Annotated in this window: 20 protein-coding genes; 14 read left to right on the top strand and 6 right to left on the bottom strand. The window is 42.2% G+C overall.

The window, feature by feature from the left end:
* The first annotated feature begins 547 nt into the window (after window positions 1–547).
* Window positions 548–913 carry a hypothetical protein gene (locus AAEY75_RS08370; protein WP_110923327.1) on the top strand — a complete coding sequence of 122 codons (366 nt, stop codon included), beginning with the start codon at window positions 548–550 and terminating at the stop codon, window positions 911–913.
* 170 nt (window positions 914–1,083) lie between these two features.
* Here AAEY75_RS08370 and AAEY75_RS08365 read toward each other — a convergent pair whose 3' ends face one another.
* The 3 genes from AAEY75_RS08365 to nadR form a co-directional block, all read right to left on the bottom strand.
* Entirely contained in the window at window positions 1,084–1,530 is a 447-nt protein-coding gene (locus AAEY75_RS08365) for an Mpo1 family 2-hydroxy fatty acid dioxygenase (protein WP_110923326.1), read from the bottom strand.
* A gap of 336 nt (window positions 1,531–1,866) precedes the next feature.
* Window positions 1,867–2,598 (bottom strand): nicotinamide riboside transporter PnuC, encoded by a 732-nt coding sequence (gene pnuC / locus AAEY75_RS08360; protein ID WP_197216504.1) that lies wholly within the window; start codon window positions 2,596–2,598, stop codon window positions 1,867–1,869.
* A gap of 63 nt (window positions 2,599–2,661) precedes the next feature.
* Window positions 2,662–3,726 carry a multifunctional transcriptional regulator/nicotinamide-nucleotide adenylyltransferase/ribosylnicotinamide kinase NadR gene (gene nadR, locus AAEY75_RS08355; RefSeq protein ID WP_197216506.1) on the bottom strand — a complete coding sequence of 355 codons (1,065 nt, stop codon included), beginning with the start codon at window positions 3,724–3,726 and terminating at the stop codon, window positions 2,662–2,664.
* Between the two features lie 544 nt (window positions 3,727–4,270).
* Between nadR and AAEY75_RS08350 the strand changes: the two genes are divergently transcribed.
* From AAEY75_RS08350 to AAEY75_RS08335, 4 genes are all read left to right on the top strand, one after another.
* Entirely contained in the window at window positions 4,271–4,483 is a 213-nt protein-coding gene (locus AAEY75_RS08350) for a PspC domain-containing protein (protein WP_110923323.1), read from the top strand.
* 377 nt (window positions 4,484–4,860) lie between these two features.
* Window positions 4,861–5,850 (top strand): glycine--tRNA ligase subunit alpha, encoded by a 990-nt coding sequence (gene glyQ / locus AAEY75_RS08345; protein ID WP_197216906.1) that lies wholly within the window; start codon window positions 4,861–4,863, stop codon window positions 5,848–5,850.
* Between the two features lie 9 nt (window positions 5,851–5,859).
* Window positions 5,860–7,953, top strand: a complete 2,094-nt coding sequence (gene glyS, locus AAEY75_RS08340) for a glycine--tRNA ligase subunit beta (protein ID WP_352259331.1) — start codon at window positions 5,860–5,862, stop codon at window positions 7,951–7,953.
* A 267-nt stretch (window positions 7,954–8,220) separates the two neighbouring features.
* Entirely contained in the window at window positions 8,221–8,526 is a 306-nt protein-coding gene (locus AAEY75_RS08335) for a hypothetical protein (protein ID WP_227686677.1), read from the top strand.
* A 188-nt stretch (window positions 8,527–8,714) separates the two neighbouring features.
* On the opposite strand, the gene AAEY75_RS08330 is transcribed toward AAEY75_RS08335, so the two are convergent.
* Both AAEY75_RS08330 and AAEY75_RS08325 read right to left on the bottom strand, forming a co-directional pair.
* A complete protein-coding gene (locus tag AAEY75_RS08330; RefSeq protein WP_352259330.1) occupies window positions 8,715–9,161 on the bottom strand; it encodes a cell division protein ZapA in 447 nt (148 codons plus the stop codon).
* Between the two features lie 116 nt (window positions 9,162–9,277).
* A complete protein-coding gene (locus tag AAEY75_RS08325; protein ID WP_352259329.1) occupies window positions 9,278–9,718 on the bottom strand; it encodes a hypothetical protein in 441 nt (146 codons plus the stop codon).
* A gap of 480 nt (window positions 9,719–10,198) precedes the next feature.
* On the opposite strand from AAEY75_RS08325, the gene AAEY75_RS08320 reads away from it, so the two are divergent.
* The 6 genes from AAEY75_RS08320 to AAEY75_RS08295 all read left to right on the top strand — a co-directional run bounded on the left by AAEY75_RS08320 (window position 10,199) and on the right by AAEY75_RS08295 (window position 15,909).
* Window positions 10,199–10,852, top strand: coding sequence for a UPF0149 family protein (locus tag AAEY75_RS08320; protein ID WP_201550036.1), 654 nt, complete (start codon window positions 10,199–10,201; stop codon window positions 10,850–10,852).
* 33 nt (window positions 10,853–10,885) lie between these two features.
* Window positions 10,886–12,133, top strand: coding sequence for an acetylornithine deacetylase (gene argE / locus AAEY75_RS08315; protein WP_352259328.1), 1,248 nt, complete (start codon window positions 10,886–10,888; stop codon window positions 12,131–12,133).
* Window positions 12,134–12,292: 159 nt separating this feature from the next.
* The gene (locus AAEY75_RS08310; protein WP_201591566.1) at window positions 12,293–13,033 is read left to right on the top strand and encodes a LysE family translocator; all 741 of its coding nucleotides are present in this window, start codon (window positions 12,293–12,295) and stop codon (window positions 13,031–13,033) included.
* A 796-nt stretch (window positions 13,034–13,829) separates the two neighbouring features.
* A complete protein-coding gene (locus tag AAEY75_RS08305) occupies window positions 13,830–15,044 on the top strand; it encodes an RtcB family protein (RefSeq protein WP_197216511.1) in 1,215 nt (404 codons plus the stop codon).
* A 72-nt stretch (window positions 15,045–15,116) separates the two neighbouring features.
* Window positions 15,117–15,668 carry a DUF6756 family protein gene (locus AAEY75_RS08300; RefSeq protein WP_197216512.1) on the top strand — a complete coding sequence of 184 codons (552 nt, stop codon included), beginning with the start codon at window positions 15,117–15,119 and terminating at the stop codon, window positions 15,666–15,668.
* Between the two features lie 4 nt (window positions 15,669–15,672).
* The gene (locus AAEY75_RS08295; RefSeq protein WP_227681307.1) at window positions 15,673–15,909 is read left to right on the top strand and encodes a hypothetical protein; all 237 of its coding nucleotides are present in this window, start codon (window positions 15,673–15,675) and stop codon (window positions 15,907–15,909) included.
* 98 nt (window positions 15,910–16,007) lie between these two features.
* Here AAEY75_RS08295 and miaB read toward each other — a convergent pair whose 3' ends face one another.
* Entirely contained in the window at window positions 16,008–17,501 is a 1,494-nt protein-coding gene (gene miaB / locus AAEY75_RS08290) for a tRNA (N6-isopentenyl adenosine(37)-C2)-methylthiotransferase MiaB (protein WP_197216513.1), read from the bottom strand.
* A gap of 347 nt (window positions 17,502–17,848) precedes the next feature.
* On the opposite strand from miaB, the gene AAEY75_RS08285 reads away from it, so the two are divergent.
* The 3 genes from AAEY75_RS08285 to AAEY75_RS08275 all read left to right on the top strand — a co-directional run bounded on the left by AAEY75_RS08285 (window position 17,849) and on the right by AAEY75_RS08275 (window position 22,457).
* Window positions 17,849–19,969 carry a lytic transglycosylase domain-containing protein gene (locus tag AAEY75_RS08285; protein ID WP_197216514.1) on the top strand — a complete coding sequence of 707 codons (2,121 nt, stop codon included), beginning with the start codon at window positions 17,849–17,851 and terminating at the stop codon, window positions 19,967–19,969.
* Between the two features lie 456 nt (window positions 19,970–20,425).
* The gene (locus AAEY75_RS08280; protein ID WP_197216516.1) at window positions 20,426–21,067 is read left to right on the top strand and encodes a T2 family ribonuclease; all 642 of its coding nucleotides are present in this window, start codon (window positions 20,426–20,428) and stop codon (window positions 21,065–21,067) included.
* Between the two features lie 400 nt (window positions 21,068–21,467).
* Window positions 21,468–22,457 carry a malate dehydrogenase gene (locus AAEY75_RS08275; protein ID WP_181416277.1) on the top strand — a complete coding sequence of 330 codons (990 nt, stop codon included), beginning with the start codon at window positions 21,468–21,470 and terminating at the stop codon, window positions 22,455–22,457.
* Window positions 22,458–22,737: the final 280 nt, after the last annotated feature.

Raw genomic sequence — 22,737 nt, 5'->3', positions numbered from 1 at the left:
CACTAGCCGAAGCACGATATAAGACCAAGAAATTGATTGGGGAAATCTCTGCTATTAGAGAGTAGGGTGATTTGTCTTATCAAATAGACTGGCAATAAAAGTATATGCGTTACGAGTATTTAGACAGAAAAAGCGTCACTCAACAATCAGTTGGGTGGCGCTTTTTTTTGTGATTTAGATGTTGGTATTAATATATTTTCAAGCAGCATTGTAAATTATAGCTAATAAGTGAACATTACCCTCACTTTAATTTATACCTTGTTTGGAATTATTTCGGCGATGAGATATGTCTAATAATGGATATATAACATTTCTCTGTTTTATATGTCAGACGGCAGTTATTTTATCATGACTGGTTAGTTCAAAATAATCTCCCTTATAATACATAGAGTATAATGCGAACTACTAAGTTATGTTAGTTTTTTTAATGAATAAGATTCATTATCTTTGCTGAAAGACATACTTCGTTATTGATGTTTCTTGATCAAAAACATCTCACAATTTTAGCGTTACTTTATTGAACCACAACCAAGTAGATAGGAAAAAAATGTCAAATATCAATGAGTCTTTACAAGAGTTAATGAATCTTGATGGTGCTATGGGTGCCTGTGTTGTTGATTACATGTCAGGTATGGTATTAGGTATGACTGGTAATGGTGGCAGTATAGATTTAGAGCTTGCTGCAGCTGGCAATGCACAAGTAGTAAAAGCGAAAGTCGCTACAATGAGATCACTTGGTATCAAAGGTGAAATTGACGATATGTTAATCACGTTAGAGTCTCAAATACATATCATTCGTCCTACACATAACCACGAAGATTTGTTTATTTACTTGGTGCTTGATAAATCAAAAGCCAACCTTGCACTAGCACGTCGTAAAGTACAAGGGATAGAAAGCAAGCTAGAAATATAATTTGATTGGTAGTATTTAAATCGATGCATATTTGGTAGATATCTATTGTGGTCTTATTAAATAGGCTAGCAATAGGACTATATGTATTACGAACATTTAGACAGAAAAAGCGCCACTCAACAATCAGTTGGGTGGCGCTTTTTTTATAGCTCTAGATGTTATGGATCTAGCTAGCTATTCTTACGTTGCATCAAACTATTGGCGACCCATGCTGGCCCAATTAATAAAAACTGTAGGTCTTTAAAGAATGATGGCTTTTCTCCTTCGATTTTATGACCGATAAACTGTCCAATCCAAGCGACGATGAAGATACCCGCCCACACTTTAAACCCCCACGGTAAGAACGCCATAACAGACAAGCAAATTAAGATAAATATTCCCATTGCTAAAAACAATGGCGTGGACAAGCGTATGTAGAACAATAATACCAAAGCACTAAGTACCAAGGTAAACCACACAGATAGCGACATTCCAACGCCTAGCAGACTGACAAATATAGTAGGGACACATAACCAATGGATTTTTTTATTGACCAGATTTTGATGACTAATAGAGTACTCGCTGAGCCACTGCTCAAGTGTGCGTTTCGACATTCTCTGCTGCTTAACACGAGCCATACCAACCTCCTTGTTAGTAATTAATAGGATGAATTGATACTGGCCACCAGTACAGGTGCCAATAACATTCGTAGTATCAGTTTTATCATTAATTGTCCCAATCTACCATGCTATCCAATGGACGGCACAGTCAGAAATTATGATGCTATAGTCAAATCCACTATAAATTTGATACGGTGTCAGTCTTGCTTAGTCTACTATTCGTAGCACTGTCACTCACCTTCCTTGTATCCAAATTATATTAAACCGACTCTAGTAATATTGTACCCAACACAGCTGACCATATTCTTTTGCTTTTCATTTTGAATGTCTCAGTGTTAATTCAATGCTGAAAAACTAACCTTGTTCGCTACGATGCCATTCATAGAGACCGATAAAGGCATTTATTTGATAGATCATAGTTTGGATAGCAAAAATATAGTTACCAGACATTAAGTTGACGATGAGCCAGACGAAATTCACGATAATCCATAGCCACCAGTTAAATGAATACCGCAAAATCATCGCGGCTTGTGCAGTAATTGAAAGTACAAAGGCAATAACATTAATCCAAAAGAAAGAAATAAACCCTAGAAATAGGCTGCTATCATCTTCTACCACTACATAACCATAGCTCGCTAATAATTCATTTACCGTGGGGAACAATGCAAGCCCAATGATAATGAAGGCAGCGGTAATCAACCAAACGGCTTTATTAGCAGCCTTCGGTATCATGTCACCATCAGGATCGGTATGCTTTGACCAATAAAAAATACCGTAGACATGAGTGAAAAAATTAAATAGCGGCGCAAGCATTAAGCCCACTGCGCCAGACGTCGCTTGTACGACTACTTCGCCAGCAGTTGCTGCCATGCCTAGACCATTACCCATGACGTTTTTTCGGAATGACAGTGAGACAACACAGACCAAACCAACAAAAGACACGCCCAAATAAAACATATCGAGCGAGGTATGGTCTGTGGTGAGCCAAAAGCCAGTGGATAGGGCAACCACTCCGCAAATGAACCAAGTAATAATCCATTGCATTGCCCATTTTCCGGTGATGTTGTCTAGTAGCTGAATACGCATAAGGCTTCTTTCCTAAAATGAGAGTTGGTCGCCGCATAGTGATTGATGCTGTTATTTTCCATTTTACGGATTTTTACCGTAGATATATTGATCAATAAATAGCACCGCTTGCTGATAGCGAGCATCGTAGTCTGGCTCATCAATCATATATGGCTCGATATGATGGCGCGCAAATATATCGACCAGTCGTTGTTCAAAACGCCCTCGTGCTTCAGGCGTGCCCAATGAGCGCATGCCGTCGTCAACCCATGGCGTATTATTATCTAACATAATTGTATGGTCTAAACGGAACTCATCGATACAAGCAGCCACAAACGGGTGCGTGCGATTTTCATATTCTTCACAGAACGCCTGTGTGGTGACAAAATCTGTGTCAACGATGGTGATAGGGGCGGTGGCATTTGCTGTCGCCTCTCGGATAGCTTGGGCATGATGTAGGGCAATGGGCCCATAGTCATTATATTGCAACCCAACCTCGCTACCTCCCAAATCTGTGCCGACGTACAGCCGCCCCATTTCTAGGGCAAAGCTGGCACCATAATAATTAGCAAGCTTATGTATCAAGGTTGTTTTGCCTGAGCTTTCACCACCGACGATAGCAACGGTCTTAGTATAGTCGCCACGAGCTTGCGGATGAATGGCTGACCAATGTGCTACCGGATCACGAGCAATTGCATAAGAGTCAAACTCAGGCTGTAGTGGGGTCGTGACCACACGCAAAAGCAGCTGGTCTTGTACATCGCTTTGCGTGAGTGGATGGTTCTCTGCAATGAACAATACAGTCTCTGCTGATAGTGATAGTGCGTCCGTTAAACGTTGCAATTTGGCGTTACTAGCAGCGATATCGATACTGACATCGTCACTGTCACTGGCATTATAGAGGTGTTCATGCAGCGGCAGCTCGATTTCATGAGTTGTGTGAATATGAATAAAGGGTAAGTCGGCACAGGCCATCTGTAGCCAGCGTGCTTTATCTTGTAAGGTAATCGTGAAATCTGGATGCGGCGATGGATGCGCCATAATAACGATGTGTAAGGTTTTGGCTTGTCCTGCTGCATCCAATATACTGCGCATCTGTCCTAAGTGTAGGGGCTCAAAATGTCCAATCATCAATCCAGTGTCGTACATAGCTATCCTTATCTGAGCCTCATCTTGGCTTTATATTTATTTTGTTTTTTTGACTTGTACCGACCGATATAAGTTTGACTATATAAAGGTTTTGGTTGATTTGCAGGTAGGTTATTGTAAACACAAGTTTGATGCAGAATTTTATATAGATTATTCGTCTTTTTAGAAGATAATTAGTGACCAGTTTTATGCTAATTAAGCTAAATTTTACCAGCTTTATTACTACATAAATACTGCTTATCTATTTGATAGTATTAAAAAAGACTGAGCAGATGAATTATTAGCGTAATGTTTTAGCAATAAACCTAGATTTGAAACATTTTGAAATAATTATTCAAAATCAGGGGTTTAGATGCCCCTATGACAGATTAGGGCAAGCTTAGGTAGCATAAACTCACAAAGTACTGCTACATCTTCAACAGATAGGAGCTGAATAGTTGATATACTTATTCGTAAGTCAAGAGGGCTAAATAGCATTTTGATTGAATATAGCAAACAAGTATAAAAAATATAAGAAAATACAAATAATAGAGAGGTATCTGATTTGGCTAAGTTAGCGAAATTACATCGCTCACAGAACAACCGTATGATAGCAGGAGTGATGGGCGGCGTTGCAGAATATGTCGGTTGGTCACCAACTTGGGTGAGAGTGCTGTTCGTGATTATCTCATCGTTGAGTGCAGCAGTACCAGGCATCTTAATCTATATTATATTATGGATAATAATGCCCAAAGCAACGAGTGAATCGTATCAGTAAACCAGCGTCAAAACTTCAAGCGATACTTTGAAAGTAGAAGTTTAACCAAAAAATAAAAAGCCTGATCAATCAGGATACCAAAGACATACTTTTCCTCCTGCCCAGATGCTCGCGCATCTGGGTATTTTTTTATCTGTTACTTTATCGATGCTTATGGCTCCAGTTTGATTATAAATGAGCCATACAATAGGATTTTTATCGCTTAGATATAAATTTAGTTAAGGTAAATATGGATAAAATAGTCAATTTTTAGTAAGGTGAGCAGACAAATAGAGTCGTTGCCGAATAGGCTGTACGAGTGCTATCAACGTTTTATTTATTAATACTAATTCCATAGTGATTTTATTATGACATCCCAAGCGAAAAACTCTCAACCGATGACTTTTCAAGATTTGATTTTAACCTTACAAAACTATTGGGCCGACAAAGGCTGCGTTATCCTGCAGCCTTATGATATGGAAGTTGGCGCAGGTACTTTTCATACGGCGACATTTTTGCGTTCGTTAGGTCCTGAGCGTTGGAATGCTGCCTATGTTCAGCCATCTCGTCGTCCGACTGATGGGCGTTATGGTGATAACCCAAACCGCTTGCAGCATTATTATCAATTTCAAGTCGTGTTAAAGCCGAATCCACCCAATATCCAAGAGCTATATCTAGACTCGCTAAGAGCCATTGGTATCGATCCGCTGGTGCATGATGTGCGTTTCGTCGAAGACAACTGGGAGTCACCAACGTTAGGTGCGTGGGGACTTGGTTGGGAGATTTGGCTCAACGGTATGGAAGTGACGCAGTTTACGTACTTTCAGCAAGTTGGCGGCATCGAGTGTTTCCCAGTGACTGGCGAAATTACTTATGGTCTTGAGCGCTTGGCGATGTATGTGCAAGGCGTCGATAGCGTTTATGATTTGGTTTGGGCAGATGGCGAGTTTGGCCGTGTCACTTATGGTGATGTCTTTCATCAAAACGAAGTGGAGCAATCTACCTATAACTTTGAGCACGCTGATGTGCCAATGATGGGTCAGATGTTTGATTTCTATGAGCAGCAAGCGGATAAGTTGGTTGCTGAAGGTTTGCCATTACCAGCCTATGAGATGGTGCTAAAAGCTTCGCATGCCTTTAACTTACTTGATGCTCGTGGTGCTATTTCAGTCACTGAGCGCCAGCGTTTTATATTACGTGTGCGTACGCTTGCTCGTAAGGTTGCCATTGGTTATGTCGAAGCACGTGCCAAACTTGGTTTCCCATTGGCGGACGAAGCTCATCGTCATGCAGCGCTTGATAAGTACTTGCCAAAAGAAGACGTGGCAACAGATAGCTTAGCAAAAGAAACTACCGATACCAACCAAACTACTAATAACAATAAATAGGAGCATCCCATGAGTACTATTCTATTTGAACTGGGGTGTGAAGAACTACCTCCAAAAAGCCTAAAACCACTACGTGACGCATTACAAACAAGCGTTATTGAGCAATTGAACGAAGCAGAAATCAGCTTCGATAGTATCAAAGCCTTTGCCGCACCGCGCCGTTTAGCGTTACAAATTCAGGGCATTGGTGATAAGCAGCCGGATCGCAGTGAGCAAAAACGTGGGCCAGCGATTAAAGCTGCCTTTGATGCCGATGGCAATCCAACGCGTGCAGCGATGGGTTTTGCTAAAGGTTTAGGGATTGAAGCCAGTGAGCTGATAACGATTAATACCGATAAAGGTGATTATGTCGGCTATGAGCAGACGATCCAAGGTCAAGCGACCACTGAGCTACTGCCAGCTATTTTTCAAACGGCGCTGGATAAGTTACCGATTGCTAAGCGTATGCGCTCAGGCGACAGCCGTAATGAATTCGTGCGTCCGGTACAGTGGGCAGTATTGATGCAAGATAGTACTGTCATCGACGCCACTATCCAAGGTCATCAGACGGGTACGCAAACTCGTGGTCATCGCTTCCATAGCCCTGACTACCATAATATTGCTCATTCTAATGACTATGAAGAATTACTAAGTGGTTTAAAAGTAGTTGCTGATTTTGATAAGCGTCAAATGCTGATCAAAAACCAAGTCAAAGCGTTGGCTGATGAAGTCAATTCTGATGCCATCGTACCGCAGGCACTGTTAGATGAAGTCACTGCACTGGTTGATTTTCCCATTGCGCTACGAGCAAGCTTTGAGGCGCGCTTCTTACAAGTGCCACAAGAAGCGCTTATCTCTACCATGCAAGCGGATCAAAAATATTTTTGCTTAACCGATAAAGCGGGCAAATTGCAGCCTTACTTTATCTTTATTACCAATATTGAGTCAAAAGACCCGAACCAAATCATTGAAGGTAATGAAAAGGTTGTGCGTCCACGTTTGGCTGATGCAGAGTTTTTCTTCTTACAAGATCAAAAGCAGCCATTATTTGCGTTGACTGAGAGTCTCAAGAATCGTGTATTCCAAGATAAATTGGGTACGATTTGGGAGAAGTCTGAGCGTATAGCCAAGCTGGCTGCATTTATCGCTGCCTTGATGCAACAGCAAGGTCAGCAGATTAGTATCGATGAAACGGTACGTGCTGGCATTTTGTCTAAAGCAGATTTGGCAAGTTCATTGGTCGGTGAGTATCCAGAGTTACAAGGTATCGCTGGTACTTACTATGCGCGCTTAAATAATGAGCCTGAAGCCGTAGCGGCCAGTTTAGAAGAGCAGTATTTGCCCAAGTTCAGTGGTGATGTATTGCCGCAGACGCCGATTGGTATCTGTTTGGCATTAGCGGATCGTCTGGACACGTTAGTCGGTATTTTTGCAATTGACCAAGCACCGACTGGTTCAAAAGACCCATTCAGCTTACGTCGCTCAGCCATTGGTATTTTGCGTATTCTCATTGAAAAACAGTTACCGATTAATTTGGTAGCGCTCGTTGAGCAGGCGATTAAGAACTATACTACGGAAGAAGGTAGCAAGATTGCCAAAATGGGCGATACCTTTACCCAAGTCATGGCATTCTTGAACTCACGCTACCGTGCGATGTATACCGAGCAAGGCGTGAGCGTTGATACCATCCAAGCTGTACAAGCGATTAACCCGCATATGCCGCTAGATTTCGATCAGCGTATTCGTGCAGTGCAAGCATTTAGTGAGTTGTCACAAGCATCAATGCTAGCCGATTCGAACAAACGCGTTGCCAACATTTTGGCCAAGTCAGAAGTGAGTGTAGCTGATAATGTTGATGAGACGTTATTGTCTGAGCCTGCTGAGCAGAGTCTATATGCGAGTGTGCAGCAAGCACAAACGGCGGTACAACCATTACTCGAGCAGGCTGACTATACGCAAGTATTGCAAACGCTTGCCAGTCTAGATGAGCCATTGACACAGTTCTTCGACAATGTGATGGTCAATAGTGAAGATGCTGCGCTGAAGAACAATCGCTTAGCGTTGCTCAAGCAAGTTCGCGCGTTATTCTTAACCGTAGCGGATATCAGCGAGTTACAGCTTTAGCTCTACTGATACATGATTGTTAATTTTGATGCAAAAACCTGGCCTATCGTGGTCAGGTTTTTCTGTTATAGAATAGCGTCATTGTTTAGGACTACCATTCAGTGGATTTATCTAGCAATTCAGCGCAATCAGTAATTAAACTGCAAAGGCATTGTGTTATCGCTATTATTGACGGTAAAATTTATATTATTAAAACGTATTGAATAATCATCAGCTTATTAGCTATTTTTATTCCTCGCGTTAACCTATATTCGAAGGAGCACTGCCGTGTTTGCCGTTATTATTGTTATCCTCATTATCTGGGCATCGATGTGGGCTTTTTATAAGTTTATGTACCCGCGTGCGCCCAAAAGCATGATGCCAAAAGCAGGTGATGTCACCACACCGCGCCAGTGTGATTTTTGTGGCAATAGATTGGCTGAATATCGCGGTGTACTTGAGACCCTTCAGACTACGCCGAGTTTGGCTGACAATAGCGACAGTGTTATAAAAACCAATCAAGACTTATTTTTTTGCAATTATGAGCACCAAGCAGACTTTCATGCCGGTAAGACTTATGGTGCCGATGACTAAATAGATAGATTTTGTTTCAAGCATAAAAAAGCGCTTAGCTTGAGTTGGCTAGGCGCTTATCTTTTTAATAGAGTGCTATTTGCTTATATAGTTGAATTCAAATAATTCCGATACAAGGAAGCCGAGTGCAAGCTATACATTAGTATGGTTAGCGAGGATGACGATGTAGCGGATTTATATGAACTTGACTATAGAATAGAATGTGCGTCTTTCATGATCTTATTTAGCAAAGCTTCAGATTGTTTGTCTTGTTGCAAGCGATCTTCGCTAGTTGTTTGATTGGCATGGATTTTCTCGTACAAGCTCAGGCAACACAGTACCAGTATGCTCTCTTGACTGAGGCTCGGCGCATCTCTCTTGAGGTCTAGCGCATAGTTGTTAATATAAGAGACAGCTGAATGTAGCTCTTCTTGCTCATGCACAGGGCAGTAGATTGGATAGTTAACGCCAGCAATGGCAATATCAACCTTTTTAATTTGCGGCTCAACGACTTTAGATGCTTTAGTATTAGTCTGATCAGAGGTGTTCGGTATAATTGAAGCCGCTGTGGCGACATTTTTTGGTTGTTGTGCAGTATTCTGCGTTTGGTTATTTGGCAGCTGTTTTTCTATCGGTTTTTTGTGGTCATCGGTCATGATAAATCCTACAATATTTGGTCAGTAAGGTGAGTAATATCAGATATTACTGTTATGAGCTTGGCTTAATTCATAAGAAGCAATGAGTTGTTATTATAAAAAATTGCGCTTAGTCATTAGCCTTCTACTCGGTCAATATGGGTTAAGCGTTTTAATACTACTTGTGTGCGCTCGGCTGCCAATTGATTCTTTTTCTGTAGTTCACTGTTTTGTTGTTTAATGTCGCTATACTGCTGCTTTAATTCATTATTATGCTGTTGTAGCTCGCTGTTTTGTTGTTGTAATTGGTCGATCTGTTTTTGCAGCTTGTCTTGCTCTTCACCAATCATATGATGCGCTTCTGCAAGGCTTTGGTAGCGTTTGTCGAGATCGCCTAATTGTTTTTTAGTACCGTCACGTTCTGTATAGCTAGTCTTGAGCTTGGTCCTCAGCACCGTAAGCTCTTGTGGATCAGCAACAGGATGTTGTTTAAGGTTGCTAAGTTCAGCACTGACAAGCTGATACTGTTTTTTTATGTCGAGTACCATTTTTTCTAAGATTCTAAGTTGATCATACATAGTCAGTTTTTATCCTTCACAAGTAAGCGTAAATGAATTTTGTTCTCTGCGTTTAATAATGCCATAGGTGACCGCATAATATCTATATTAACAAAGTAATTACAAGTATTAGGGTCTGTTGAACATTCAAATATTAGGGCTGCTAATCGCTAAAATTACACCAAATTAGGCGCAAGTCGACGATAATATCGAGACCTTAGCTAGGCTTGCAACAACATTTGGGGTGATTTTAGCATTAGCCTTTTAGGGCAGTACTCTTTTTTGCCAATATATGACGAAATTGTTTAACCTAGAATGACTAGGCATCAAAAATTTCACTGCATATTGTCTAAAAAATAGTGACTGCCAGCACCACATTTGAATGTTCAACAGACCCTGAGCTTGGTCTTTCTATTTTTTATGGTCCACCGTCGCATCAATGACGTTGCGCGGGGGCTGTTTTTGTATTTTCAGTAATAATCAATCACTAGGACATCTATTATGAATGACAATATCTCTGGCTGGAACACTTGGCTGACCGCTTTTGATGACTGGACTGACGTATCTATCAGCGAAGTACATGGCCTGATGACTGGACTCATGACTGCTTGTAATGCGCCTGATGAAGCTGTATGGGCTCAAGTTTTTGAAGAGTTAAGCTTTGGAGCATTACCAGAGCCTGCATTGACGTTACTAGCCGAAGAAGCGGAAGATATCGTGTTTCAGCTGAAGGATAAAGATGATGCTTACTCTTATATGCCGCTGATACCTGATGATGAACATGACTTGTACGAGCGCGTGATGGCCTTGAAACAGTGGGCCAATGGTTTTATGACTGGCTTTGGTATCACCGATTGCAGTATTAGTGCTGACGAAAACGAGATGCTATCGGATTTGGCGAAGATTGGCGGTATTCGTTTAGAGGAAGACGAAATATTCGAAGGTGGCGAAGAGTCTTATCTATATATTTATGAATTTGCCCGTATGGTGCCAGTCAGTTTTGCGACCCGTAAGCGTAAAGCAGTCAAAGACATCGCCTTAATTTCTGGACTTGCTATCGATGCTAAGACGACAAAAGAGCTACAGGCAGAAGGTAAATTACCAAAACCGATGCCACCAGTTATTGATATTATGAATCAAAACAACCCTTCATAAGGCGAGTATTGCGTATCATAATAAGGATATTTTATGATGAGAAATAATAGTACTGATAGTGACAGTCAAGCTGGCTCTGATAACGCTTATCCTACACAAAGCATCGATTGGCTAACGCGTTTGATTGCTTTTGATACCGTCAGTCGTCACTCAAATTTAGCACTCATTGAAGATGTGCAAGCGTATTGTGAGCAATTAGGTCTGACAGTCGACTTGACCTTTAATGATGCTAAAAACAAAGCTAATCTGTTCGTGACAGTACCGGCAGGAGAGAACGCTGACCAAGTGAATCATGGTCTCGTGCTCTCTGGTCATACGGATGTTGTCCCAGTCGATGGTCAAGAGTGGACGTCAGATCCATTTACTGCGACGATACGTGGCGATAAGCTCTATGGACGCGGTGCTTGTGATATGAAAGGCTTTATCGGCTGTGGGTTGACGCTCTTACCACAAGCGGTAAAACTGTCTAACGCAGGTCAGCTACGTCGTCCCTTGCATTTGGCTGTGTCATTCGATGAAGAGGTCGGCTGTTTGGGCGCACCACTCATACTAGCAGACATAAAAGCCCGTGGTATTACTCCTGATTATTGTATCGTTGGTGAGCCAACCAATATGGCGATGGTCGTCGCGCACAAAGGTATTTCCATTTATCGCTGCCGCGTGCATGGTAAGTCTGCGCATTCGTCATTGACGGCGCAAGGCGTCAACGCCATTAGCTATGCCAGTCGTTTGATTGGTTATGTCGATGAGCTAGCGGAAGAGATAAGTCATCGCGATGATACTCTTGACGATGGGGACGCGATGTTCGATGTACCTTACTCAACTCTGTCTGTAGGTACTATACAAGGTGGTACCGCGACCAATATCGTTCCTAATCTGTGTGAGTTTACTTTTGATTATCGCAACCTGCCACACATGACGCAGGACGATATCCTGATACCCATTCAGGCAAAGGTCGCGGAGCTGAGTGCTCAAATGCAGGCACGAGCACCAGAGACTGGTATTGAGCTAATACAAGCAGTAGGCGTACCAGCAATGACTGACAGTGATAGTGCTGAGCTGCAATCATTAATCGCTGCGCTGACAGGTGATGATGAACGTCATAAAGTAGCTTACGCGACGGAAGGCGGGCAGTTTACCAATGCTGGCATTCCAACGATTATCTGCGGCCCTGGTAGTATCGAACAGGCGCACAAGGTAGACGAGTATGTTGAGCTGAGCGAGATTGTACGCTGTGATGAGTTTTTGCAAAAGTTGCTAGATAGTTGCACGGTCAATTAGTAGATTGAGAAGCAAGTGACTGTTTTTTTATCTAACTTTTCATCTAAATTTTTATCTAAGTTGGCATAAAATACACCGTCTTTATGGCGGTGTTCACTTTTTAGCGGTTTAGTATTGCTGCGATAAATTTTTTATAAACAATAAAGTAGGGGTCGGTTGATGTCTTGGCATCTGTTTGCGGTATTTTTTGCAAGTACATTTTTTATATCAGCGACCCCTGGTCCGAATATGCTGTTAGCATTCCAGTATGGCATGAACTATGGCGTAAAACGAACGCTGTGGACGCTAGCAGGGTTAAGCCTTGGGCTATTTATATTACTCCTCTCGACCCTGCTTGGGCTCGATGTGATCAGTCGCCAGTCACCTTGGTTACTGACGGCTATCAAAGCAGTTGGCGCGGCGTATTTAATCTATCTAGGTATCAGCTCATGGCGTGATGCGGGTGATGGTAGTTTAATGAAAGACGCTCGCGAAATGAGTGAAGAAGTCGCTTCGGAATATCCTGCGTCTGAAAGTAACAGTGAAAGCATGGCTAATACACCGCAGCCACGTTCTCTCTCTAGCGCGGCAGTCAAAGTATCTCCAAGTAATACGACCTTATTCCGTACGGGTGTCTGGGTATCGCTATCTAATCCCAAAGCCATCCTGTTCTTCGCGGCTTTTTTTCCAAAATTTATCAATTTTAGTGCGCCACTATGGCCGCAATATGTCTTATTGACCATAGGGCTTTTTTTGAGCGAGACAATTTGGCAGATTATTTATACCTTAGGTGGTAAGAAGCTGGCAAGTTGGCTAGATGTAGGCAATCGCCTAGCTTGGCTAAATCGTGGTTGCGGAGTAATATTTATCATAATTGCTGCAGCTCTATTAGCTGAAGTATTAAATAGCTTTATGGTTTAAAGGTTTTTTAATTCTATGTTTAAAGTGATATTCTCAAAGCAATACTTTTAAAGTAACAAGTTTAATGAAATATAATTTTTATAGTAATCTCTATTTAAATAAAATTAATTATTGACTTTATTTTTTAAATCGTTATTATTATCACATTGATTTATCAGCTTCTATGTAAGCGATAAGTCATTCAAATACATCTGCTACTATTGCCCACAATAATTAGCCACAACCTATGGAGGAATCATCGTGTCCTATTTAACTATCAAGACGTTTTTAAAGATTGAATGTGTAAACTACCTGACAGCAATGACGACTTCGAAAAGGTTTGGCTGAATCTATATACAAGCTATTGAGTGATATCCTATCTATTGATATCAACGAATAGTGTTCTGTATCTACTCGCTCTATCCTTCGTTTAAGTCTACTGTGCCAAAATCGTTCTGCGATTGTGCTAGGCCATATTGCGCTTGCTGTTATCTGTTTACCTAACATTTTACTTTACTGTTATTACCAATAAGATTGCTATCGTTTAGCGTATGCTCTTTTGTGTGCATAATTTTTACGCTTTCAATTTTGGTACGGTAAAACCTTTCTTTAAAACGTCCATCATAAATTAACTATGCATTTTTATTGATTTTTTAATTAATAAAAAGACGGTATTTTATTGCCTAAATTTTATGATTTATTAACTTATGTGCTTATTAAACGTATCGTTTAATGGAGACGGGTAAGTAATGTCTAAAAATTAGTAAATTAAAAAATATGTATGGTTATAAAAATAATAAAACGGAAATAATAAATTATGAGCATTCAATTAATATTAAATGAAAACCGCAAACACGGCGTACCCGTCAAGATTTACACCTCAGATGTTGAGCAAGGTGCAATGCAGCAATTGCGCAATCTAGCCCAGCTAGAGTTTGTACACTCACACATTGCGGTGATGCCTGACGTACATGTTGGCAAAGGCGCCACAGTCGGCAGTGTGATTCCGACCAAGTCCGCCATTATTCCTGCCGCAGTCGGTGTGGATATTGGCTGCGGTATGAACGCGGTGCGTTTGTCCCTGACGGCGAGTGATTTGCCTGACAGCTTAAAATCACTGCGGTCGATCGTTGAGCAGCAAGTGCCAGTCGGCTTTAATATGCACAAGCAAATTCAAGCCAAAAACTCAACGCTTGATCCGTTAGGCAAGCGCCTAAAACCGATTACTGATAAGTATCCCGGCTTGCTCAAAATGCTAAAAGGTTTTGAGCGTACTTGGGCGAAGCAGTTAGGAACACTCGGAGGTGGCAATCATTTCATTGAGCTGTGCTTGGATGAAAACAATGATGTCTGGGTCATGCTGCACTCTGGCAGCCGCGGCATTGGTAACTGTATCGGCCAGTACTTTATTAACCTTGCCAAAAAAGAACGTCAATCGCGCTTCGGTCATGTGCCAGATCGAGATTTGTCTTACTTTGCCGAAGGATCTGATAGCTTTGCTGATTATGTTGAAGCAGTGGGTTGGGCGCAGGACTACGCGTTAGAGAACCGCCGTGAGATGATGCGCCTCGTCATTAAGTCATTGCAGTCGCCACAAGCGGGGTTGCCACGATTTCAGCTGACCAAAGAAGCCATTAATTGTCATCATAACTATGTCAATGAAGAGGTGCATTTCGGTGAGCAGGTCTACGTAACACGCAAAGGTGCGATAAGCGCTTATGCAGGTGAGCTTGGTATTATCCCAGGCTCTATGGGTGCAAAGTCCTTTATCGTACGCGGTCTTGGCGAGGCTGAATCGTTTTGCTCATGTTCACATGGGGCAGGGCGACAGATGAGTCGAGGTAAAGCCATGCGAGCATTCACCATCGATGAGCTAAAAGCGCAGACGGATGGCGTCGAGTGTCGCAAAGACAAAGGCGTCATCGATGAAATACCAGGCGCTTATAAAGACATCGATGAAGTGATGGCCAATCAAACGGATTTGGTCGAAGTGGTGCATACGCTAAAGCAGGTCATGTGTATTAAAGGCTAGTTTTTTTATAAAACTTGATCTTGTTTTAACTGTTAGCATCCTATAAGACAAGATCAAATTAAGGAGACAATTATGAGAGATTATCCTTATATCAACAAAAATGGTAAAAAAAGACCCCAATCAAAAGAATGGGCTGATATACGAGCAGAGATTATGTGCTTGAAAACTGAGCTGAATTTAACGGATAAATCTTTTCGAGTTCTAACCCCTTACGATGATTACAAAGGCATAGAAGAGCAGATTTATCAAACCTTTTGCAAAATTGAAAATGGTAAAAGCCGTCCAGTTTGGTTATGGCAAAATCTGATACAAGAAACGTATTCAATGGAAATCAAAGATTCTCTCGAGAATTACTTGTTACGTTTAATTCAGCCCAATGAAAGTATTTGGTTTGGTGTAACAGGAACATTCAACGAGCGTTCAAAAATCTGGTTTTACGAGGGCAAGATTGAGGCAATAATAAAAATACTCGATGAAATCTGCTTCTTTGACGAGTGCTATTTTGTTTCTAAAAAGTATAACTGGCTTATCTGTAGCAACCACCACGACATCTTGATGGCCACAGGTAAAGATATGCCACAAAAATTAAAGGCTATAGAAGATGTAGCAAAGAATAAAGGATAAAATAATGAGCTTAAAACAAACCTTAAAGAAAGCCAAACAGATTGAACGGCAGTTAGAACAAAAAGCTGAAACAGGTGCACAGCAATCGCTAAGCACAGTCAAGCCGCGCAACTATTTGGCACTGGATCCACTGTTAAGAAAAGGTGGTATTCACGAAAAAGAAGATATCGACATTGTCCGCAAAAAACGTCGCCGTGAGACTAAGCAGCAGTTACGGAAGACAGATTGGCTATCGGAGTAGCAACCGTTCATCTTAATCTTAAATTTAAACAACAAAAAAGCCGTTCGCTATGATAGTGAACGGCTTTTTTATTTTTACTCAATCTTATAATTTAACAGTTACGCCAATACTTCGATTAGCTCACCCTTGACCATATGCGGGCTGACGAAATCAGTAATGCGTACGCTGACAAGCTTACCCAACATTTCATCCATCTTTTCGATATCATGAGGGAACATGACCGTACGAGTGTTATCCGCCGTACCGATTAAGCAGTCAGGATGGCGGTTGGCGATTTGTTCAACCAATACGCGTGTCGTGGTGCCGACCATTTCATGGGTTTTCGCTAGCGTTGAGTCAATGATGACTTTTTGAAATTCTGCCAAGCGCTCTTTTTTAGTTTTGAAACTCACATCATCCGGCAACTCAGCGGCTGGCGTGCCTGGGCGCTTAGAGTAGATAAAGCTGTAAGAGTGATCGAAGTTTAATTCCTTTGCCAAGTTCAACGTATCTTGGAAGTCTTGATCGGTCTCACCAGGGAAGCCAATGATAAAGTCGCTCGACAAGTGAATATCAGGACGAATGGCTTTTAGCTTATTAATCTGATTGATATACACATCAATCGTATGGTTGCGTTTCATCGCTGCCAAGATAGCGTTTGAGCCACTTTGAACCGGTAAATGCAAGTGAGACACCAGCTCTGGCAATTGTGCATAGGCATCAATGATGTCATCAGTGAACTCTAGGGGATGGCTGGTCGTATAACGAATACGCTCGACACCATCGACATGTGAGACATAATGCAACAGCTCAGCGAAACGGCAAATGCTGCCATCGTCTTTTTCGCCGCGATAACCGTTGACGTTTTGACCCAAGAGGTTAATTTCACGCACGCCTTGCGCTGCTAAGCTATCAATCTCAGCCAATACGTCATCGAGTGGGCGAGACAATTCTTCACCACGGGTATAAGGCACCACACAAAATGAGCAATATTTTGAGCAACCTTCCATAATAGAGACAAAGGCTTTAAACCCTTCTACTCTTGGTTCAGGCAAAAAGTCGAACTTTTCGATACTTGGGAAGGATACGTCAACTGTGCCGATACGGTTTTTAGGCGCAATCTCACGCTGTTCATGTGATTGATCATATAGCTCTGGTAGACGATGTAAGGTTTGTGGGCCAAAAACCATATCGACATAAGGCGCACGTTTTTGAATGTTGTCGCCTTCTTGTGAGGCCACGCAACCACCGACGCCAATGACGAGGTCAGGGCGTTTTTCTTTTAGTTTGCGCCAGCGACCCAATTCTGAAAAGACTTTCTCTTGCGCTTTTTCGCGGATAGAGCAGGTATTCATTAACAGTACATCGGCCTCATCGATATCATGCGTGACTTCCATACCGTGAGAATCACCGAGCACGTCGAGCATTTTGCCAGAGTCATAGACATTCATCTGGCAGCCTTGAGTGGTGACAAAGACTTTTTTGGTGGCTGGTTTGTTTACAGGAGATTGGGCTGAACTTGCTTCATTGAGTGCAGTGACAGCAGGCGCGGCAGCAGTTGCTTCAGTAACAGCAGCGTCTTTGATGCGGGGGTTGAATACAGTAACACTCATAAGGATAAGTCCATGATTGACTAAAAATATAGCGGGGTAGACGATTAACAGGTGGCGTATTTTATCACAACCCTCTACCAATGTGAAAAATTAGCGTGGGTGTTCGTTGGTCAATATTATAAATTATTCATAACGGTATCAATTATTTACTAGAGTTAGCAGTGATTTTGATAAAAACTACGACTCGACATCATTTCTATGTTACACCGTACTGTCCTATTTATTAACAAAAGGTAAAGGCTATGGTTGAAAGTGCAATGAGTATAGTATGATGAATAAAACCACCTTAGCGGTACATTATAAATCGCTGTTTAATTATTTGTAGAGACATAATAAAGAGAGTCAATATGACAGAGTTGCGCGTTGCTCATAGCATCAAGGATAGAGAGTTGGCCAGTCAAAAGCGTAGTTCTGAGCGATCTAGAGCAGGTAGGCTGCGGGTGAGTGCGCTGAGTTTGGCGACGGCAGCGAGTGCGTTAGGGTTATCGCAAGTTGCTTGTGCAGAGCTGACATGGGGTGATAGCGAGAGCTACCAGCAAGAGAATAATTATCAGCAAGACAGTGGTATTGACTCATTCATGTCAGCAGCAAGCGCCGCGGACCGAGGTGATGTCAGCGCCCTTTATGGTTATGAGCAAGCGATGAGTGGTGGTTTGTTTGCAATGTATCCAACGTATTGGCGAATGAATCTGGATCTTAATTCACAAAGTGCGGCTGCGGTGTCACAGTTCGTACGTCAGTATCCAGATACTGTGATGGCTGAGAAATTGGTTGCGGATTTTGCGGAGACCAAAGCAGGATCAAATGATTATGCATCAGTACGTCAAGTGGCGAATTTAATTACCAATGCCGATGCCAGTGAGCGCTGTGCGGTTGCGCTTGGTTTTAATAACGGTGGTGACACGATGCGTGCTATGGCAGCCAAGTCTGATGTCTGGCTGAATACGCAAAAGCAGCCAGCATTGTGTGATCAGCTAGCGATGGAAATGAACAATAACGCATTGATTAGTGATCAAGATCGTACCGCTCGTCTTAAGCGTATGCTACGTAAAGGTAAAACTGGCGATATCATGGCGTTGTCATCACGCCTAGGCACGCCTATTGCGTATTCAGCATTGAGTGAGATTCAGCTTAGCCCGTCTTTATTTTTTACCAGTTTTGGTAGACAGTCTGCCAGTCAGACCAATCAATATCTCTACCTGTATGCGTTAGGCCGTGTCGCTGATAAGTCTTATCGTGAGGCTGCGCTACAGTTAGATTTTGATATCAAACAAGACAACCAGCGTTCAGTGAAGTTGTTGAATGATGATACCCGTCGTTATGCTTATCGCATCCTTGGCGTACAGCGTATGAACCACAATACCGATGATGGCTTTAATGCTGAGGCAGTTGAATGGTTCCGTAACAGCTTAGATAACGACTTTAATTTTGAAGAAGCCGAAGATTATGCCATGGCAGCCATTCGCTTTAGTCAATGGGATGATGTGGTCGAAGCCATTTCTAGAATGGAGAGCGAAACTCAAAAAAGTAGCCAGTGGCAATATTGGCTAGCACGCGCATATGAGCAATCGAGCGATTCAAGCAAGCGTAACACTGCCAAAAAGATGTATAAGAACATCGCAAAAAGTAATGAGTATTATGGCTTAATGGCAAAAGATAAAATTGGTCAGCGCTTCGATGCTAGCCAGTTCGGTGGTAGTAATTTACCCAACGTGAGTACCTCGGATCGCGCACGTGTTATGCAAGATGGCAACTTTGCTCGTGCTTTTGCCTTATATAACTCTGACGCTAGTCGTGCTTATGCTAACCGAGAGTGGAACTGGGCGGTGAAGCAGGCGCGTGACAAGCGTGATGACAATCTAATCATCGCTGCTGCCCGTCAAGCACATGACATGGGCTGGCTCGATCGTGCAATTTACGCGGTTGATAATACGGATAGAGTTGATAGCTTAGCATTGTCGCATCCAATGCCGCACCAAGATGCTGTCGTTCGCTACAGCCAATCTGCTGGCATCGATCCAGAGTGGGCTTATGGCATTATGCGTCAAGAGAGTCGTTTTGTGACTTCTGCCCGCTCAAACGTTGGAGCAAGTGGACTGATGCAGGTCATGCCTGATACGGCAAAATATATCGCTCGTAATCTAGGTGAGACCTATAGTGCTAGCCGTGCTAATAGTGGTGATACCAATATTCGTTATGGTACGTGGTATATGGGTGATATCTTGAGCAAGTTGAACCGTCAGCCAGTCGTTGCTACAGCAGGCTACAATGCTGGACCTAACAATGCCAAACGCTGGCAGCCAGTGTATGGGTCACTTGCAGCAGATCAATATGTTGAGTCTATTGCATTTCCTGAAACGCGCAATTACGTCAAGCATGTGATGGAGAATGCCACTATCTATAGTAGCTTATTGGGTCGTAGTCAGCCTATTAGCCAGCGCATGGGTACCGTGCCTTCTTCTTTTTAGAGCACTCATTTACGATTCAAATAAGCCATTGATGAGCAATCGTTAGTGGCTTATTTTTATACATTGATTTTAGTCGTCCTAATCTCATGTTTACGTTTCTGCTATAGATTAAAAAAAACGATTTGTTACCATTGCATTAATGATTGTCTTTAATTGATGTTTACAAATCGCCGTTCATATTTTTTAGCTCTATGTTTAGTGGTATGAGTGTTTGTATGTCAAACGCCATAATCTAAGCGATAGCCTATACTTTATCACTGCTAGATGCCTCCAGCCCTTATGATCAAAAAATACTTTACTCTATGTATGTTATCGAAAGTTAGACGTCAGTCATCTATGCAGGTGCACTCGCTATCTAACCTGACGGCGACTCCGAGTCATTCGAATGTTCATTCAGCGATCAAACCAATCAAAATTTTGAATAAATGTCACGCAAGCCTAATCAACAAGCGTTTTATGAGTAAAATAAATACCATGGTGGGGATTGGTGCACTACTAATATTGCAAGGTATTTTTCTAATGCCAGCACATGCTGCCAGTACCGCGAGGAGTGGCCAACGTGTGTTGATGATCGAAATGACGCCTGCCTTATGTAGTATGCAGCCAACGCGTGCCCGTATGCGTCAATGTCTAGAAGGCTATTCGCTCACCGTATCGGGTTTAGATATGGGCTATGGTGAGCGTTGCGGTCGTGGTAGTGAGCCACGTTTAACACCGCTTCAGCTAAAAGTCGTCAACCGTATCATGCCTGATACCACAGTACGCAGCCAAACATGGCAACGTTATGGTGCCTGTAGTCCATTTAGTGCCAGTAGTTACTTTCGCCAGATTACCAATTACGCTGGCGCATTGAAGTTGCCAAAGGAGCTAAATACGGGTAATAGCTATACGGTTTCTAAGTCACGATTTATCAGTCAGATGACTCGCCTTAATAAAGGTATGTCATCGGCTAGTGTCGACCTAATTTGCCAAGCGGGCAGTCGAAAGCAGTCTATCTTGACGGATATTCATGTTTGTTATGAAGGTTCTGAGTTTGGTAGTTGTCCTAATGTTGTGGACAGTTGTGGTAGTCGCTTTATCATTTCAGGCGGTGAGTAGCTTTCCTCAATGCTATTTAAAAGTTATCATTTAGCATCCTTTTTGATACCCTCTTTGACAATTTTTAGTCATAGCTTATAGCCTCATCCTTTTATTATAAGCGTTATATCAAGCGATATAGTGCTAATCCACGTGATCATCAGCTCCTTTTAAATCTGTCTTAGTGCTTGATTCATAAGCGCTTTACTTGCTTAAAGCCTCTCTCGTATAAAATGTAACAATATAATAGGTCGTGGGCCTCTTATTGTCTCTAGACGATTCGCTGAACGAAGTGCTACACTAACCCTCGGTTTATGGCTGCTGCTATGCAGCAAACAAGTCGATATCTAAAATGATAATCATTCATTAGAGTCATCAATTAGAATCATGAATTATCTAATAATTAATTAGGGAGTATTCAATGTCAATGAAACAGCCTTTACGTGTTGCCGTCACTGGTGCCGCTGGTAATATCAGCTATGCTATGCTATTTCGTATTGCATCTGGTGAAATGCTAGGTAAAGATCAGCCAGTTATTTTGCAATTGCTTGAAATCGCCCCAGCACTTGACGCCCTAAAGGGTGTGGTCATGGAGTTAGAAGACTGTGCATTCCCATTATTGGCCGGTATCGTTCAAACTGATGATGCGACCGTTGCATTCAAAGATGTTGACTATGCTTTGCTAGTCGGTTCACGTCCTCGTGGCCCAGGTATGGAACGTAAAGATTTGCTAGAAGCCAATGCTGCGATTTTCTCAGCACAAGGTAAAGCATTGAATGACGTAGCAAGCCGTGACGTAAAAGTATTGGTAGTGGGTAACCCTGCTAACACCAACGCGCTTATCGCTCAACGCAATGCACCAGATCTTGATCCACGTAACTTCACAGCAATGACTCGTTTGGATCATAACCGTGCCATGGCGCAGTTGGCTGGCAAAACTGACAGCACTGTAAATGACGTGAAAAAAATGATCATCTGGGGTAACCACTCATCAACTCAGTATCCAGATCTAACAGCTTGTACTGTAAACGGTAAGCCAGCTTTAGATCTAGTTGATCGTACTTGGTACGAAGGCACTTATATCCCAGAAGTACAGCAACGTGGTGCAGCGATTATTAAAGCTCGCGGTGCTTCATCTGCCGCTTCTGCTGCCAATGCTGCCATTGCACATATGCGCACTTGGGCACTTGGTACTGATGAGAACGATTGGGTATCAATGGGCGTTTACTCAAACGGCGAATACGGTATCGCGGAAGGTTTGATTTACTCATTCCCATGCACGTGTACTAACGGCGACTGGTCTATCGTAGACGGCGTTGATGTATCATCTGATTTCTCAAAAGAGAAAATGGCTGCGACTGAGCAAGAGCTTAGCGAAGAGCGTGATGCAGTAGCACACTTACTACCATAAGCAGATATTTTGCTTAAGTGGTAAGACCAAAAGCAGTACATAAAAAGGCCCTCTGAAATATGAGGGCTTTTTTTATGTCTTGGAAAAATAAGTAATCGTTGCAGCTAGTTTGAGACACTTTAGATGTAAGTAAGGCAAACAAAGCAAAATAAGTAAAACACTAAAAATAATAGCCTAACATCGTATCTGATTTATACAAGACTGGACCATTGCCATTAATACAATTGATAACGTTAGATAAACGTTGGTTAACAGCTATTAAAATAGAGCCTGCTACAAT

The organism is Psychrobacter sp. TB55-MNA-CIBAN-0194, assembly GCF_040309505.1.
In the GTDB taxonomy this organism is placed as follows: Bacteria; Pseudomonadota; Gammaproteobacteria; order Pseudomonadales; family Moraxellaceae; genus Psychrobacter; species Psychrobacter fozii.
The sequence above is the reverse complement of the archived record's forward strand: the minus strand, read 5'-3'. Positions and strand labels throughout refer to the sequence as shown.